This is a genomic window from Nocardioides asiaticus (assembly GCF_040049175.1).
GTDB lineage: Bacteria > Actinomycetota > Actinomycetes > Propionibacteriales > Nocardioidaceae > Nocardioides > Nocardioides cheoyonin.
Window position 1 is genome coordinate 850,345 of record NZ_JBDZDM010000001.1, and the last position, 17,029, is coordinate 867,373.

Sequence of the window (17,029 nt, forward strand, 5' to 3'; positions counted from 1 at the left end):
ATGACAACCACCTCCGCGACCACGCGACCCGAGGACGAGAGGCTCCCGGCGCTCTCGACGCTCGGCTACGGCCTGCAGCACATCCTCGCGATGGTGGGCGGCGTCCTCGCCGTACCCCTCATCATCGGCGGCGCCGCCGGCCTCTCCGGCGCCGACCTCGCCGTCCTCGTCTCCGCATCCCTCTTCCTCAGCGGGATCGCCACCGTGCTGCAGACCCTCGGCGTCCCGTACGTCGGCTCTCGGCTGCCGCTCGTCCAGGGGATCTCGTTCGGCTCGGTCTCCACCCTGCTCACCATCGTCGGCAAGCACGGCGGCGAGGAGGGCCTGCGCACCGCGTTCGGGGCGGTGATCGTGGCGGCGGCCTTCGGCTTCCTGGTCGCGCCGTTCTTCTCCCGCGTCGTGCGCCTCTTCCCGCCGGTCGTCACCGGCTCGGTCATCACCGTCATCGGGCTGTCCCTGGTCCCGGTCGCCGCCGGCTGGATCACCGACCAGAAGGACACTGCGCCGATCTCCTCGATCGTCCTCGCCGCGGTCACGCTCGGGATCGTGCTGGTGCTCAGCAAGATCGCGGCGCTCTCGAGGTACGCCATCCTGCTCGGCCTCGTCCTCGGCACCGTCGTCGCGCTGGCCGCCGGCAAGGCGTCCTTCGACGGTGTGGGCGCATCGGACGCCGTGGCGCTCCCCCGCCCGTTCCACTTCGGCGGGCCGCTCTTCGACGTCGGCGCGATCGTCGCGATGGTCATCGTGATCCTCGTGATCATGGTCGAGACGACCGCCGACATCCTCGCGGTGGGCGAGGTCGTCGGCACCGAGGTCGACGACAGGCGGATCGCCGCCGGCCTGCGGGCCGACATGCTCTCCTCCCTGGTCGCGCCACTGCTCAACACCTTCCCCGCGACCGCGTTCGCGCAGAACGTCGGGCTGGTCGCCATCACCGGAGTCAAGAGCAGGTACGCCGTCGCCACCGGCGGCGCGGTCATCGCGCTGCTCGGCCTCTCGCCGTGGCTTGCCGCGGTCGTCAACGTCATGCCGCTCAGCGTGCTCGCCGGCGCGGGGATCGCGCTGTTCGGCTCGGTGACGGCGAGCGGCATCCGCACCCTCGGCAAGGTGGCGTACGACGGCACCCAGAACCTCGTCATCGTCGCGACCTCCGTCGGCTTCGGCGTCATCCCGATCGCCTACCCCGCGTTCTGGGCCGGCTTCCCGGACTGGTGGCAGACCATCTTCGACTCCGAGATCAGCGCCGCCGCGCTGGTGGCATTCGTGCTCAACCTGTTCTTCAACGTGCTCCTCCCGAGCACGGCTCTGCGGGCGGTCCACGGCGTCGCGCCCGAGGAGACGACCGGAGAGGCGCTCGGATGAGGCTGGACGGCGTCCGCGGGCGGCGGGTCCTGGTGGGTGAGGAGTTCGTCCCCGCCACCCTCCGGCTGCGGCAGGGCCGGATCGAGGCCATCGGGCCGTTCGAGGCCGAGGTGGACGGGCTCGTGCTCGAGCTGCCCGACACGGCGTACCTCGTCCCCGGCGTCGTCGACACCCATGTCCACATCAACGACCCCGGGCGCACCCACTGGGAGGGGTTCCACAGCGCCACGGAGGCGGCGGCGCTCGGCGGCGCGACCACGCTCGTCGACATGCCGCTCAACTCGATCCCGCCGACGACGAGCGTCGAGCACCTGCTGATCAAGCAGAAGGCGGCCCACGGCGAGCTGATGGTCGACGTCGGGTTCTGGGGCGGCGCGGTCCCCGGGAACCTCGCTGACCTCGAGCCCCTGTGGGAGGCGGGCGTCTTCGGGTTCAAGTGCTTCCTGTCGCCCTCGGGGGTCGACGAGTTCCCGCCGCTCGCGCCGGACGAGTTCACCGCGGCGCTGCGCGAGGTCGCCCGCTTCGGCGGGCTGATGATCGTCCACGCCGAGGACCCCGGCGTACTCGATGCGGCGCCGCACCCGCCGTCCCGCGCATACGCCGACTTCCTTCTCTCCCGCCCCGACGAGGCCGAGACCACGGCGATCCGCCGGGTCCTGGACGGGGCGCGGGAGAGCGGCTGCCGGGTGCACATCCTGCACCTGTCGTCGGCCCGCGCGCTCGACGAGATCAAGGCCGCCCGCGACGAGGGGCTGCAGGTCACGGTGGAGACCTGCCCGCACTACCTCTCCTTCGCCGCCGAGCAGATCCCGGACGCCGCGCCGCAGTTCAAGTGCTGCCCGCCGATCCGCGACCAGGGCAACCGCGAGGAGCTCTGGGCGGCGCTGCGGGCCGAGATCATCGACTGCGTCGTCTCCGACCACTCCCCGGCGACCGCCGAGGAGAAGGGCCGCGGTGACGGCGACCTGCAGCAGGCCTGGGGCGGCGTCTCCGGGCTGCAGGTCGGCTTCTCCGCGATGGCCTACGAGGCCCGGCGGCGCAACATCCCGCTCGCCACGGTGTCGCACTGGATGTCGCGGAACACCGCGCGGCTCGTCGGCCTCTCGCAGAAGGGCAGGATCGAGGTCGGGGCCGACGCCGACCTCGCCGTCTACGACACCGGGGTGGAGTTCCGGATCGAGGCGACGCGGCTCGCCCACCGCAACCCGATCTCGGCGTACGACGGGCTGCGGTACGGCGGACGCGTCACCCGCTCCGTCGTACGCGGCAACGCCGTCGACGTCGACCGCCCCGACCACGGCTGGGGCCGACCGCTGAGGAGGAAACCGTGACCGCCCCGCTCTCGATGCCGCCGCGGCTGCTGATGGGCCCCGGCCCGATCACCGTCGACCCGCGGGTGCTGCAGGCGATGTCGACCCAGCTGGTCGGCCAGTACGACCCCACCATGACCGCGGCCATGACCGAGGTGATGGGGCTCTACCGCACGGTCTTCGCCACCGACAACGAGCAGACCTTCCTCGTCGACGGCACCTCCCGCGCCGGCATCGAGGCCGCGCTGGTCTCGCTGGTCGAGCCCGGCGACTGCGTGCTGGTCCCGGTCTTCGGCCGGTTCGGCCACCTGCTGAAGGAGATCGCCGAGCGCTGCGGCGCCGACGTCCACACGATCGAGCGGCCGTGGGGCGAGGTGTTCGACCCCGAGGAGATCGAGGACGCGATCAGCCGGCTCGAGCCCACGCTGGTCGCGATCGTGCAGGGCGACACCTCGACCACGATGTGCCAGCCACTCGCCGAGATCGGCCGTCTGTGCCGGGCCTGGGGCTCGCTGCTGTACGTCGATGCGACCGCCTCCATCGGCGGCAATCCGTTCGAGACCGACGCCTGGGGGATCGACGTCGCCACCGCCGGACTGCAGAAGTGTCTCGGCGGCCCGTCCGGGAGCGCGCCGATCACGATCGGCCCCGCCGCGGTGGAGCGGATCACCCGCCGCAAGCATGTCGAGGAGGGCATCCGAACCCCGGACGACGACGCCGACGAGGCCCGCGAGCTGCCGGGCGCGCGGATCGCGTCCAACTACCTCGACCTCGCCCAGATCATAGAGTACTGGGGCCCGCGTCGGCTCAACCACCACACCGAGGCCACGAGCATGCTGTACGCCGCCCGGGAGTGCGCCCGGCTGCTCGTCGAGGAGACCCTTCCGGCCGCGATCGCGCGCCACACGCTCCACGGCCGCGCGATGACCGCCGGCGTCCAGGGGCTCGGCCTGGAGGTCTTCGGCGACCAGGACCACAAGATGACCAACGTCGTCGCGGTGGAGATCCCGGAGGTGCTCGGCGCCGCCGGCGGCGACCGCGTCCGGACCGCGCTGCTCGAGGACTTCGGCATCGAGATCGGCACGTCGTTCGGTCCGCTGGCCGGCCGGGTCTGGCGGATCGGGACGATGGGCTACAACGCGCGCAAGGACGCGGTGCTGACCACGCTCGCCGCCCTGGAGCAGGTGCTCCGCGCCACCGGCGTACCCCTCACCGCCGGAGGCGGGGTCGGCGCCGCGCGCGAGGTCTACGCGGATGCGACCGTGGAGGTGCCGGCATGACGATCACTGCGAGGACCTCGGCCGCCGAGGTGCTCGGACGCTGCAGCGAGCTGGACCGGTTCTCCTCCAGCCCGCACCACCTGGAGCGGGTCTACCTGACCCCGGAGCATCGATATGCCAACGAGTGCGTCGCCGCCTGGATGCGGGAGGCCGGGCTCGAGACCCGGGTCGACGCCGCCGGCAACCTGCTCGGCCGCCGGGAGGGCCCGGAGCCCGGGATGCCGGCGCTCGTGCTCGGCTCCCACCTCGACACCGTCCCCGACGCCGGCTCGTACGACGGCATGCTGGGCGTCGTCATGGCGGTCGCCGTCGCCGAGCGGCTGCGCGCGACCGACCTGCCGTTCGCGCTCGAGGTCTACGGGTTCAGCGACGAGGAGGGCGCCCGCTTCGGCAAGGCGCTGCTCGGGTCGCAGGCGGTCGCCGGCGAGTGGGACCCGGACTGGTGGGACCTGCGGGACCGCGACGGCGTGACGCTCCACCAGGCCTTCCTCGACTTCGGCCTCGACCCCCGGCGGGTCGGCGAGGCGGCGCGGGCCCCTGCGGAGCTGGTCGGCTATCTCGAGGCCCACATCGAGCAGGGCCCCGAGCTCGAGGCAGCCGACCGCAGCCTCGGCTACGTCACCACCATCGCCGGGGCCCGCCGCTTCAAGCTCACCGTCATCGGCGAGGCCAGGCACGCGGGCGGCACGCCGTACGCCCGCCGCAAGGACGCCCTCGTCGGTGCCGCCGAGGCGATCTCCGCGATCGAGCGGCTCGCCCGCGGCACCGGTCCGCAGGGGGTCATCGCCACGGTCGGCCGGATCGAGGTGCGCCCGGGCGCCGTCAACGTGATCCCCGGCCGCGCCGACTTCAGCCTCGACCTGCGTGCCGCCACCGACGAGGAGCGGGACCGGATGTGGGCGCGGATGTACGCCGAGCTCCGGGCGATCTGCCTCGACCGCGGCCTGCGCCTCGAGGTCCTCGAGAACCACCGCGCCGCGTCCGCGCCGTGCGCGCCGTGGCTGCGCGAGGCGGTCATCGCCGGCATCGGCAGCACCGACGACCGCGGCGCCGACCGGCCGCTGGGGCTGTGGAGCCGGGCCGGCCACGACGCGATGGCGATCGCGGGCGTCGCCGAGATCGGGATGCTCTTCGTCAGGTGCTTCGACGGGATCAGCCACCACCCGGCAGAGGACGTCAGGGAGATCGACGTCGCCCGCGGGATCGACGCCTTCGAGGCGGCGGTGCTCGAGGTGGCACGCGTCGTACGGGAGCGAGGATGACGGTACCGATCGAGGAGCGCCCGGCGCTCGCCGCCGAGCGGATCGACCAGCGCATCGCCCGGCACCACAGCCGGCTGTCGCCGCAGGAGCGGAGGGCCGCCGACACGCTGCTCGAGCACCTCGACGACCTCGCCACCTACCGGGCTGCCGAGCTCGCCGGCCTGGCGGGCGTCTCGAAGGCGACGATGAGCAGGCTCTTCCGCTCCCTGGGGTTCGCCGACTTCGACGAGGTCCGCGACCACCTCCGCTCGCTCCGCACCGCGGGCGAGCCGCGCCGGGTGGAGGGGCCGCCCAACCTCGCCGTGCACGCCGACGCGGAGGGCGAGGCCATCCGTCGGGCGCTCGAGCAGCCGGCGATCGCCGACGCCGCCACGCTGCTGGCCGCTGCTCGGCACGTGCTCGTCGCCGGCTGGCGCAACTCCTACCCGGTGGCGCTCCACCTGCGGCAGCAGCTGGTCCAGGCGCGGCCCGAGGTCAGCCTCGCGCCCCTGCCCGGTCAGGTGATGGGCGAGGAGCTCGCCGACCTCGGCCCCGACGACGTCGTCGTCGCGGTCGGCTTCCGCCGCCGGCCGCGTGGGTTCGCCGAGTTCGTCTCGGCCGCGGCCGAGAGCGGCACGAAGGTCGTCGTCCTCGCCGACCCGAGTGCGACGGTGCCGCTCGCCCGCGCCGACGTCGCGCTGGAGTGCCCGGTCCAGGGCCAGCTCGCGTTCGACTCCTACGCCACCGCGATGAGCCTCGTGAGCGTCATCGCCGACGCGGTGCTCTTCGAGCGCGGCCGTGCCGGCCGGGACCGGGTCTCCTCGATCAGCGCCGCGTACGACCGCCTGGGCGAGGTCGAGTAGGCCGTGGACCTCACCACCGTCAGCACCTGGCGCACTCCGGAGGGACGGGCCGGGCTCGCCCTCGCGCCGGGGGAGACCTACGTCGCCGGCGGGACCTGGCTCTTCAGCGAGCCGCAGCCCGGCGTGACCGGGCTCGTCGACCTCGCCGCGCTCGGCTGGGAGCCGTGGGAGGAGCTTCCCGGCGGCGGCCTGCGGATCGCGGCGACCTGCACCGTCGCCGACCTCCAGCGCGCGCCCTGGCCGGAGCAGGTCGCCGGGCTGGTGCGCTCCTGCGCGGACGCGCTGCTGATGTCGTGGAAGGTCCAGGGCGCGGCGACCGTCGGCGGCAACCTCGCGCTCGCCCTTCCCGCCGGGGCGATGACGTCGCTGTTCGCCGGGCTCGGCGCGACCGCCGTCCTCTGGACCGCCGAGGGCGAGCGGTCGGTCCCCGCCGCTAAGCTGATCACCGGCGCCGGCACGACGGCGCTCGGCCCCGGTGAGCTGATCCGCGCCGTCGACGTACCCGCCTCCTCGCTCGCCGCCCGCACCGCCTTCCGGCGCGTCTCCCTCGCGGACCGCGGGCGGTCGGCCGCCGTGGTCGTCGGCCGCACCACGTCGGCCGACCCGGTCGTCACCGTCACCGCCTCCACGCCGCGGCCCGTCGTCCTCGCCGATCCGGCGGAGCTGGCGTCCGTCGAGTGGTACGCCGACCCGCACGGCGCCGCCGACTGGCGCGCGGCCCAGACCCGGCGGCTCGTCGCGGAGGTCCTCCAGGAGCTGTCCGGATGAGGCTGAACGGAACCCCGGTCGACGGCTGGCCCGGCGCCGGCCAGTGTCTGCGCACCTGGATCCGGGAGCAGGGCGACACCTCACCCAAGAAGGGCTGCGACGCCGGCGACTGCGGGGCGTGCTCGGTCCTGCTGGACGGCACGCCGGTGCACTCCTGCATCACCCCCGCCGTCCGGGCCGTCGGCCGCGACGTGGTCACCGCCGCCGGGCTCGGGACGCCCGAGCGCCTCTCGCCCGTCCAGCGCGCGTTCGTCGACGCGAGCGGGTTCCAGTGCGGCTTCTGCACCGCCGGCTGGGTCGTGACCGCCTCCGCGGCGCCGTCCGTCACCCCGGACGGCACGGAGTCGCCGGTCGAGCGGACCTTCAAGGGCAACCTCTGCCGCTGCACCGGCTACCGCTCGATCCGCGACACCCTCGCCGGCACCGTCAACCTCGCTCCGGGGCGGTTCGGGGCCGCGGTCGGCGCCCCGGCCGGCCCCCGCCTGGTCTGCGGCCAGGAGCCGTTCACGCTCGACCTGCCGCCCGGCGACACGCCGCTGCTCCACGTGAAGGTGCTCCGCTCGGACCGCGCGCACGCGCGCATCACCGCGATCGACACGACCGCCGCCGAGGCGCTCTCCGGCGTACGCCTCGTGCTGACGCACTGCGACGCCCCGGACGTCCTCTACTCGACGGCGCGCCACGAGAGCCGCCTCGAGGACCCGGACGACACCCGGCTCCTCGACGACGTCGTCCGCTTCCGCGGCCAGCGGGTCGCCGTCGTCGTCGCCGACTCCGTCGCGGTCGCGGAGGAGGCGCTCGCCCTCATCGAGGTGGCGTACGACGACCTCCCGGCGGTCTTCGACCCGGAGGCCGCCCGCGCACACGGCGCCCCGCTGCTGCACGGTGAGAAGGACGCCGAGGCGAGCCGGATCAGCGAGCCACTGCGCAACGTCGCCGCCCAGACCCACGGCGAGGTGGGCGACGTGGCCGCGGGGCTGGCCGCCGCCGAGGCTACCGGCGCCGTCGTCAGGGGGACCTGGCGGACGGCACGGGTGAGCCACGCCTACCTCGAGACGCTCGGCGCCCGCGCCTGGACGGACCCGCAGGGCCGGCTGACGGTCCGGTCGAGCACGCAGGTGCCGTTCCTCACCCGCGACGAGCTCGCCCGCGTCCTGGGGCTCGAGCAGGACGACGTCCGGGTGGTCACCGCACGCGTCGGCGGCGGCTTCGGCGGCAAGCAGGAGCTGCTGGTCGAGGACGTCGTCGGCCTCGCCGTCCTGAAGCTCCGAGAGCGCGGCGTCGACGCCGCGGTCCAGTGGGAGGTCACCCGCGACGAGCAGTTCGCGGTGATGCCGTGCCGGACGCCGATGCGGGTCGAGGTCGAGCTCGGCGCCGACGCCGACGGCGTACTCACCGCCCTGCGGCTCGACGTCCTCACCGACACCGGCGCCTACGGCAACCACGCCCCCGGGGTCATGTACCACGGCATCCACGAGTCGGTCGCCGTCTACCGCTGCCCCAACAAGCGGGTCGACGCCGAGGCGGTCTATACGAACAACCTGCCGTCCGGCGCGTTCCGCGGCTACGGCCTCGGCCAGGTCATGTTCGCGGTCGAGTCGGCTCTCGACGAGCTCGCGCAGAGGCTCGGGATCGACCCCGTCGAGCTGCGCCGCCGCAACGTCGTCGTCCCCGGCGACGAGTTCGTCGTCAACGGAACCCCGGGCACCGATCTCGAGTACGGCAGCTATGGCCTCGACCAGTGCCTCGACCTCGTCGAGGCGGCCCTGGCCCGCCCCACGCCCGACGCGCCTCCGGGCTGGCTGGTCGGGGACGGGATGGCGCTCGCGATGATCGCGACGATCCCGCCCCGCGGCCACGTCGCGACCGCGTCGGTGACCGCCGAGGAGGACGGCACCTTCACCGTCCGCGCGGGGACGGCCGAGTTCGGCAACGGCACCGCCACCGTGCACGTGCAGATCGCCGCGGAGGAGCTCGGCGTCGACCCCGCCCGGGTGCGGTTGGTGGCGGGTGACACCGACGCGACGTCGTACGACTCCGGGGCGTTCGGGTCCGCCGGCTCGGTCGTCGCCGGCCTCGCCGTCCAGCGCGCCGCCGCCACGCTCAGGGGCGAGCTGGACGAGGGCAAGCCGCTGCCGCGGACCAGCGACGGCTACCATTCGGGCACGCCGAGGTCCGTCGCCTTCAACGTCCACGGCGTCCGGGTCGCCGTCGACCCGGCCACCGGCGAGGTGCGGGTGCTGAGCTCCGTGCATGCGGTCGACGCGGGCGTGGTCATCAACCCCGAGCAGCTGCGCGGCCAGGTCGAGGGCGGCGTCGCGCAGGCGATCGGCAGCGCGCTGCTGGAGGAGCTCGTCGTCAGCGAGGGCGAGGTGGTGACCCGCACCTTCCGCAGCTACCGGGTGCCGAAGATCGGCGACGTCCCGCGCACCGAGGTGCTCTTCGCCGATACGTACGACGGGCTCGGCCCGCGCGGCGCGAAGTCGATGTCGGAGGCCCCCTACAACCCGGTGGCGCCGGCGATCGCCAACGCGGTCGCCCGGGCCGCCGGCGTACGCCCCCACGAGCTGCCCATGACCCGCGACCGGATCTGGCGACTGATCCAGGAGAGGACGAGATGAGTGACGACGAGACCTGGCTGGAGCAGGCGATCGCGCTGGCGGTCGCCAACGTGGCCGACGGCGGTGGCCCGTTCGGGGCCGTGGTGGTCCGCGACGGCGTCGCCGTCGGGACCGGCCAGAACAGCGTCACCCGCGCGCTCGACCCGAGCGCGCACGCCGAGGTGCTCGCTATCCGGGCCGCCTGCCGGACGGTCGGCGACTTCTCCCTCGCCGGCTGCACGCTCTACACCTCGTGCGAGCCGTGCCCGATGTGCCTCGCCACCTCGCTGTGGGCGCGCCTGGACCGGGTGGTGTACGCCGCCGACCGGGACGACGCCGCCCGCGGAGGCTTCGACGACCGCGCGTTCTACGAGCTGTTCGGCAGCGAGCGGGCGCGCGAGCACCACGACTGGCCAACCCGCGTCGACGAGCTCCGCCTCGCCGACTGCGCCGCGCCGTTCGACGCGTGGCTCGCGAAGGACGACCGGACCGACTACTGATCGCCGCCGGTGCAAGACGCTGTTCCGCAGCGACGAAAGCGACCCGGATGATATCTTCACGACGGCCCGGCCGGGATCGACGCGGATCTCGGCTCGCTGGAGGCGCCCAGCAAGGACATCAAAGCGGGCGCCGTTATCGTTCCGTGACCTCCCTGTGACCACGTCGTGACCGATCCCTCGCAGCCCGGCGCCCGGCATCCCGAGCAGCTCGTCATGGCCCGGTTCGCGATGAGCGAGAGGATCTGACCCGTGCAGGGCACCCGGAGGCGCTCGATCTTCACCGCGCGGCTGGTCAACTCCGCCGCCGAGGGCGAGCAGCCGCGGGTCACCGAGGACCTCCGCCAGGCGATCCTCGGTGGCGACGAGCCGCCCGGCACGCTGATCCCGATCGACGCCGTCGCGGCGTTCTTCGGGGTCAGTCAGATCCCGGTCCGGGAGGCCCTCAAGGTGCTCCACGGCGAGGGGCTCGTCGACCACGTTCCCCACGTGGGCTACTCGGTGGCCAAGCTGACCTTCACCGAGTTCCGCGAGCTGTACGACGTACGCGCGGCCCTCGAGGCGTCCGCGCTGCGCGAGGCCGTACGCCACGCCACCCCCGAGGACGACGACCTGGTCCGTGCCTCCCACCAGGCGATGGCGAAGGCGGTCGCCGACGGCGACGAGCGGGCCTACCACGCCGGGTCGCGCCGGTTCCACATGTGTCTGATCGCCCCGGCCCGGATGGAGCGGCTGCTGCACATGTACGAGGGCGCGTGGAACATCACCGAGCCCGCCCGGCCGATGGCCCGGGTCTCCCCCGCCGGCCGCGAGCTCTTCCACGGCGACCACGACCGCATGCTCGACGCGTTCACCGCCCGCGACACCGAGCGTCTCGTCGCCGAGTCGCGGGACCACTACGAGCACCTGAAGGCGGAGATCGAGGCGTTCCGCGACGACCCCGACGTCTTCCGCCAGGAGCCCTGACCGTGGCCCGCTGAAGCAGCGACATGGGCGACGTACGGAACCTATATCTTTCCCGTCACACGGGCCTGACACGACGTCACGGCCTCTGAAACAGGCCGCTCCTAGCGTCGCGCGCATAGAGTCCGCACCCCCGCAGGAGCACCCCATGAACCAGCCCGAGGACGCCGACCTCGTCGAGGCCGCCGGCTACCCGCCCGGCCGCGGCGTCGGCAAGCGCACCTACGACCCCCGCCTCACCAACGAGGACCTCGCTCCGCTGAAGGAGCAGAGGTGGGGCAGCTACAACATCTTCGCCTTCTGGATGTCCGACGTGCACAGCGTCGGCGGCTACACGACCGCCGGAGCTCTCTTCGCGCTCGGTCTGACCGGGTGGCAGGTCTTCCTGGCGCTCATCATCGGCATCGTCATCGTGCAGGTCTTCTGCAACCTGGTCGCGAAGCCGAGCCAGCAGGCGGGCGTGCCGTACCCGGTGACGAGCCGCGTCTCCTTCGGCGTCCTGGGCGCCAACATCCCGGCGATCATCCGCGGCCTCATCGCCGTCGCGTGGTACGGCGTCCAGACGTTCCTCGCCGCCGAGTCGCTCATCATCATCTTCGAGAAGTTCCTCCCCGACTTCTCCGCCACGATGGAGAGGCACAGCCTGCTCGGCCTCTCGATGCTCGGCTACCTCTCCTACGCGATCCTGTGGGTCCTGCAGGCACTGCTGTTCTGGCGCGGCATGGAGACGATCCGCCGGTTCGTCGACTGGGCCGGCCCGGCGGTCTACGTCGTGATGACGGTCCTCTGCGTCTACCTGCTGGCGAAGGCGAGGTTCGACATCAGCCTGACCCTCTCCGACATCGACCTGTCCGGCTGGCACCTGGTCTGGGTGTTCTGCGGCGCGGTCGCCACCGTGGTGTCGTACTTCTCCGGGCCGATGCTCAACTTCGGCGACTTCTCCCGCTACGCGAAGAGCTTCGACGCGGTGAAGCGCGGCAACCTCCTCGGCCTGCCGGTCAACTTCGTGCTGTTCTCGCTCCTGACCGTCCTGACGGCGGCCGCGACGGTCCCCGTCTTCGGGTCGCTCATCACGGACCCGATCCAGACCGTCAAGGCGATCGACACGCCGTTCGCGATCGCCCTGGGCGGCGTCACCTTCGTGACCGCCACCGTCGGCATCAACATCGTCGCCAACTTCATCAGCCCGGCGTTCGACTTCTCCCACGTCAGCCCCCAGCGCATCTCCTGGCGGATGGGCGGCATGATCGCGGCCGTCGGCTCCGTGATCCTCACGCCGTGGAACTGGTACGCCAACGACGAGGCGATCTTCTGGACGCTGAACCTGCTCGGCGCCCTGATCGGCCCGCTGTTCGGGATCCTGATCGCCGACTTCTACCTCGTCAGGCAGCAGCGCATCGTCGTCGACGACCTGTTCACCCTCGAGGAGGACGGCGAGTACTTCTACGAGAAGGGCTACAACCCCGCAGCGATCAAGGCGGTCGTGGTCGCCGGCGCCGTCTCGCTGCTCTCGGTGATCCTGCCGAAGGTGACCGGCGACCTGCTGTGGATCTCGAAGTACAGCTGGTTCGTCGGATGTGGCGCCGGGCTGCTCGCCTACTACGCCTTCGCGCTCGCCGCGGACGTGGCCGGCGTCGCCCGGCGCCGCTCCGCCGGTCGGGCCGCCGCCCTGGAGGCCGAGGGCTGAGATGCGGATCCTGGTCGTCAACCCGAACACCACGGCGCGGATGACCACGCTGGTCGGTGACTGCGCCCGGGCCGCCGTCGGTCCGGGCGTGGTCGTCGACGCGGTCAACCCCGCCGCCGGGCCGGAGTCGATCGAGAGTCACTACGACGAGGCGCTGGCCACCCCGCACCTGCTCGCCGAGCTGGCCGCAGGCCAGGAGCAGGGGTACGACGGCTACGTGGTCGCCTGCTTCGGCGACCCCGGCCTCCTCGCCGCCCGCGAGCTCGTCAGCGGGCCGGTCGTGGGGATCGCCGAGGCCGCGATGCGCACGGCCGGCTACCTCGGGCAGTCGTTCTCGGTCGTGACCACGCTGTCGCGGGTCGTCGGCCACACCTGGGACATCGCCCGGGCGTACGGGGTCGCGGAGCTGTGCGCCGGCATCCGGGCCTGCGAGATCCCCGTGGTCGAGCTCGAGACCGACCCGGCCGCACGGGAGACGATCACGGGCGCCTGCAAGACGGCGCTGGAGGAGGACCGCTCCGAGGTGATCGTGCTCGGCTGCGCCGGCATGGCGGACCTGTGCGCCGAGATCTCCGCGGCCCTCGGCGTACCCGTCGTCGACGGCGTCGCGGCGGCCACCGCGGAGGTCGAGAAGCTGGTCCGGCTCGGCCTGGCCACGAGCAAGGTCGGGGCGCTCGCGACGCCGCCGGCCAAGCGACGAACCCTCTAGACACTTGTAACCCTTCTGTTACGGGACTATCGCCGAGGCGGTCCGGTGGTGCAGGGTATGGCGTTGCCCGGTCATCCCCTCGCACCCGGGAAGAAGCCCACTCGGAAGGCACGAACTCGTGAAGATCTCTCGGACAGCCGCAGGTCTGCTGGCAATCGCGCTCCTCGCCACGGGATGCGGCTCGGGAGGTGACGACGACAACGGCGGCAGCAGCAAGACCGGCAACGGGGCGACACTGCACATGTCGCTGTCCGAGGACGTCAAGACGCTGCTGCCAATGGACTCCAACGTCGCCGACAACATCGCGGTCGACGACGTGGTGTACGACGGCCTGGTCCGCTACGACCCGAAGACGACGAAGCCGCACAACTACGTCGCGCAGTCGATCACCACCAAGGACAACGTCCACTGGACGATCAAGATCAAGCCGGGTCTGAAGTTCCAGAACGGCGAGCCGGTCGATGCTGCTGCCTTCGCCCGCGCGTGGAACTACGCCGCCTATGGCCCGAACGCGATGGAGAACAACTACTTCTTCGAGCGGATCAAGGGCTACGACGCCATGCAGGGCGAGACCGACGACGACGGCAACTACATCAAGAAGCCGACCGTGAAGCAGCTCTCCGGCCTCAAGGCGGTCAACGCGACCACGCTCGACGTGACGCTGACCGGCCCGTTCGCGGGCTTCTCCACCATGCTGGGCTACACCGGCTTCTTCCCGATCGCGAAGGCCTGCCTCGCCGACATCAAGACCTGTGCGGTGAAGCCCATCGGCAACGGTCCGTTCCAGGTGACGGAGTGGAACCAGGGCGAGAGCATGACGCTCAAGCGCTGGAGCGGCTACACGCTCAACGAGGTGCCTGACTACAGCGAGATCGACTACGTCGAGGTGCCCGGCGGCGACGACTGGGCCGACTTCCAGGCCGGTGACATCGACGCGTCGACCCCACCGCCCGAGCAGTGGGAGGCGGCCAACAACGACCCCGACCTCTCGACCCGCAAGGTAGAGGCGCCGACCGCGGCGCTGACCTACATCGGCTTCCCGGCGTACCTCGGCAAGCCCTTCAACGACATCAACTTCCGCAAGGCGATCTCCATGGCGATCGACCGGCAGAAGGTCATCGACGCGATCCTTCCCGGCCAGGCCACGCCCGCCGACAGCTGGGTCTCCCCGACCGTCCCCGGCGGCACGAAGGGCACCTGTGGCGACGCGTGCACGTTCAACGTGGCCGAGGCCAAGAAGCTGCTCGCGAAGGCGGGCGGGTGGCCCAAGGGGAAGACCCTCTACATCCACCTGGGCCAGGACGACGTCCAGGAGCAGTACTTCAAGGCGATCGGGGACCAGCTCAAGCTCAACCTCGGCATTCCCTACAAGTTGGACCCGGACCCCGACTTCTTCGACAACCGCGACGCCCGCTCCTTCCACGGTGACGGCATCATCCGGTCCAACTGGTTCCCCGACTACCCGCTCAACGAGAACTACCTGACCCCGATCTACGGTAGTGACGACCCGAAGCACGGTGACGACAGCTACGGCTACTACGACCAGAAGTTCATGGACGATATCCACAAGGCGGACACCGCACCGGACCTCGACACCGCGATCAGCGGCTACCAGCAGGCGGAGAAGGTCCTGGCGTCCGACTTCCCGACGGCGCCGCTGAGCTACAGCGAGTCGGTGGTGTTCTACAGCGACCGGTTGAGCAACGTCGTGCTCGACCCGTTCAGCGGTGCGGTGAAGCTGCGCCTGGTCTCGGTCAGCAACTGATCGTCCGACACCGGTCACGACACAAGGAATGGGTAGATATGTCGTACGGCGGGTCCTCCAGGGCATCCTGACCCTCTTCCTCGCTGTCCTGCTCCTCCACCTGCTGACGACGCTGGCGATCCAGGTCAACGGCAACCCCGCCCGCGCGTTCTTCGGGGACCATCTCCCCAGTGCCGCGCAGCTGGCCGCGGTGGAGAAGCGGTACGGCCTGGACGACCCATGCTTCGACCAGACCGGCAACCCGTGCGTGAAGCCGTTCGTCCATCGGCTCGGCGACTACTTCCGCGGCGACTTCGGAACCGACCTGCACGACCGCTCCGTCACCGACATCGTGTCGACGGCGGCGCCCAACACGCTCCGGCTCTTCCTGGTCGTGACCGTTACCTGGTTCGTTGTCGGGATGCTGCTCGGGTCGGTGGCCGCCCGCTATCGCGGCAAGGTGACCGACGGGGGGATCAGGGGCTTGTCGATCCTCATCGACGCGCTCCCGGTCTTCGTGATCATGCTGGTCTGGAAGTACATCGTGACCGTGCCCGTCTACACCCACCTGCGCGACAGCCTCGGGTCGGAGAGCTTCTGGGCGATCCTGTTCAAGCCGTCGTTCGATCGGACCCATCCGTGGGCGACGGTGATCATGCCGGGGGTGCTGCTCGGCCTGGCCGGGTCGGCGTCGTTCATCCGGCTGGTCCGCGCCGCGCAGCTCGAGAACTACGGCGCCGACCACGTCCGCACGGCCCGCGCCAAGGGGCTCGCGGAGCGGCACGTGATCATCCATCACATCGTCCGCAACTCGGCCATCCCGGTCGTGACCGCCGTCGGCTTCGTGTTCACCGATGCGCTCGGCGGCGCGGTCGTCACCGAGGGCGTGATGAACATCTACGGCATGGGCGGCACCCTGTGGCGCGCCGTGCAGACGAACGACGTCGGCGTCATCATGGGCGTCGTCACGCTGCTCACCGTCCTGACCGTCACCGTCATGCTGCTCGTGGACCTGCTGTACGCCGCGCTCGACCCGAGGATCCGCTTTGACTGAACCGGACGTCACCGCCCTCGTCGCGGAGGAGACCCCGCCGACCGGGTCCGCGGACCCCGTCGAACGCGGAAGCCGGTCCATCTGGGCCGACGCGATCCACACCCTCAGCCGGCGGCCGAGCGTCATCCTCGCGGCCCTCGTAGCGCTGTTCTTCGTGTTCATGGTGGGCTTCCCGCACGCCTTCACCCGGACGGACCCGCAACGCTGCGACATCTCGCAGTCGAAGGTCCACCCCCAGGGGTTCGGCCATCAGCACCCGTTCGGCACCGACGTGCATGGCTGCGACGTCTACGCCCAGCTGGTCAACGGCGCCCGGCCCTCGCTCCTGCTCGCCCTGCTCGTCGTCGCCGTCTCGGTGGTCATCGGACTCGTCCTGGGGCTGCTGTCCGGCTACTACGTCGGGTGGGTCGACGCGGTGGTCTCGCGGGTGATCGAGGTGTTCCTCGTCATACCGCTGCTGCTCGCGGCGCTGCTCGTGCTCTCGCTGTTCAAGGGCATCGACACCGGCGACGGCACGTTCGGCTCGATCGTCCAACCCGCGATCGTACTGACGGCGTTCGCGTGGATGGGCTACGCCCGCTACGTCCGCGCGAGCGTGTTGGAGACCAAGAATCTCGACTACGTCACCGCCGCCCGGGTGCTCGGCGGCTCCGACCTGCGGATCATGGTCCGACACATCCTCCCCAACGCGATCGGCACCGTCACCGCGCTCGTACCGACCGCGATCGCCGGGATCATCAGCACGGAGGCGGTCCTCGCGTTCCTCGGCGTCGGGGTCCAGCCGCCGGCGATCAGCTGGGGGATCATGATCTCCAACGGTGCGCCGTGGTTCCTCGGCGGCGCGAAGTATCTCCTGCTCATTCCACTGTGCTGTCTGGTAGCCACCGTGCTGGCGTTCGTGATCATCGGCGACAACCTGCGCGACGCGCTCGACCCGAAGCTGAGGTGACC

Annotated in this window: 14 protein-coding genes; all 14 read left to right on the forward strand. The window is 71.5% G+C overall.

The genetic code is table 11. The features are described 5' to 3' along the window. A complete protein-coding gene (locus ABLE53_RS04135) occupies nucleotides 1–1,362 on the forward strand; it encodes a nucleobase:cation symporter-2 family protein (protein ID WP_348857399.1) in 1,362 nt (453 codons plus the stop codon). Continuing rightward, nucleotides 1,359–2,693, forward strand: a complete 1,335-nt coding sequence (gene allB, locus ABLE53_RS04140) for an allantoinase AllB (protein WP_348857400.1) — start codon at nucleotides 1,359–1,361, stop codon at nucleotides 2,691–2,693. Before ABLE53_RS04135 ends, allB begins: the two co-directional genes overlap by 4 nt. Then, nucleotides 2,690–3,952: a pyridoxal-phosphate-dependent aminotransferase family protein gene (locus ABLE53_RS04145; RefSeq protein ID WP_348857401.1), complete on the forward strand. Its 1,263-nt coding sequence runs from the start codon at nucleotides 2,690–2,692 to the stop codon at nucleotides 3,950–3,952. The genes allB and ABLE53_RS04145 overlap by 4 nt, the downstream gene beginning before the upstream one ends. Continuing rightward, complete coding sequence (locus tag ABLE53_RS04150; protein ID WP_348857402.1) at nucleotides 3,949–5,214, forward strand: allantoate amidohydrolase; 1,266 nt, start codon at nucleotides 3,949–3,951, stop codon at nucleotides 5,212–5,214. The genes ABLE53_RS04145 and ABLE53_RS04150 overlap by 4 nt, the downstream gene beginning before the upstream one ends. Then, nucleotides 5,211–6,056 carry a MurR/RpiR family transcriptional regulator gene (locus ABLE53_RS04155; protein ID WP_348857404.1) on the forward strand — a complete coding sequence of 282 codons (846 nt, stop codon included), beginning with the start codon at nucleotides 5,211–5,213 and terminating at the stop codon, nucleotides 6,054–6,056. The genes ABLE53_RS04150 and ABLE53_RS04155 overlap by 4 nt, the downstream gene beginning before the upstream one ends. Nucleotides 6,057–6,059: 3 nt before the next feature. Beyond that, complete coding sequence (locus ABLE53_RS04160) at nucleotides 6,060–6,824, forward strand: FAD binding domain-containing protein (protein ID WP_348857405.1); 765 nt, start codon at nucleotides 6,060–6,062, stop codon at nucleotides 6,822–6,824. Further along, on the forward strand, nucleotides 6,821–9,445 hold the full coding sequence (locus ABLE53_RS04165; protein ID WP_348857406.1) for a molybdopterin-dependent oxidoreductase: 2,625 nt from the start codon (nucleotides 6,821–6,823) through the stop codon (nucleotides 9,443–9,445). The genes ABLE53_RS04160 and ABLE53_RS04165 overlap by 4 nt, the downstream gene beginning before the upstream one ends. Further along, nucleotides 9,442–9,924: a nucleoside deaminase gene (locus ABLE53_RS04170; protein ID WP_348857407.1), complete on the forward strand. Its 483-nt coding sequence runs from the start codon at nucleotides 9,442–9,444 to the stop codon at nucleotides 9,922–9,924. Before ABLE53_RS04165 ends, ABLE53_RS04170 begins: the two co-directional genes overlap by 4 nt. 249 nt (nucleotides 9,925–10,173) lie before the next feature. Continuing rightward, nucleotides 10,174–10,887, forward strand: a complete 714-nt coding sequence (locus ABLE53_RS04175) for a GntR family transcriptional regulator (protein ID WP_348857408.1) — start codon at nucleotides 10,174–10,176, stop codon at nucleotides 10,885–10,887. A gap of 145 nt (nucleotides 10,888–11,032) precedes the next feature. Beyond that, a complete protein-coding gene (locus tag ABLE53_RS04180) occupies nucleotides 11,033–12,571 on the forward strand; it encodes an NCS1 family nucleobase:cation symporter-1 (protein WP_348857409.1) in 1,539 nt (512 codons plus the stop codon). A gap of 1 nt (nucleotide 12,572) precedes the next feature. Further along, nucleotides 12,573–13,280, forward strand: coding sequence for an aspartate/glutamate racemase family protein (locus ABLE53_RS04185; protein ID WP_348857410.1), 708 nt, complete (start codon nucleotides 12,573–12,575; stop codon nucleotides 13,278–13,280). A gap of 118 nt (nucleotides 13,281–13,398) precedes the next feature. Then, on the forward strand, nucleotides 13,399–15,045 hold the full coding sequence (locus ABLE53_RS04190; protein WP_348857411.1) for a peptide ABC transporter substrate-binding protein: 1,647 nt from the start codon (nucleotides 13,399–13,401) through the stop codon (nucleotides 15,043–15,045). Between the two features lie 28 nt (nucleotides 15,046–15,073). Further along, on the forward strand, nucleotides 15,074–16,078 hold the full coding sequence (locus tag ABLE53_RS04195; protein WP_348857412.1) for an ABC transporter permease: 1,005 nt from the start codon (nucleotides 15,074–15,076) through the stop codon (nucleotides 16,076–16,078). Next, nucleotides 16,071–17,027: an ABC transporter permease gene (locus tag ABLE53_RS04200; protein ID WP_348857413.1), complete on the forward strand. Its 957-nt coding sequence runs from the start codon at nucleotides 16,071–16,073 to the stop codon at nucleotides 17,025–17,027. Before ABLE53_RS04195 ends, ABLE53_RS04200 begins: the two co-directional genes overlap by 8 nt. The last annotated feature ends 2 nt before the right edge of the window (nucleotides 17,028–17,029 follow it).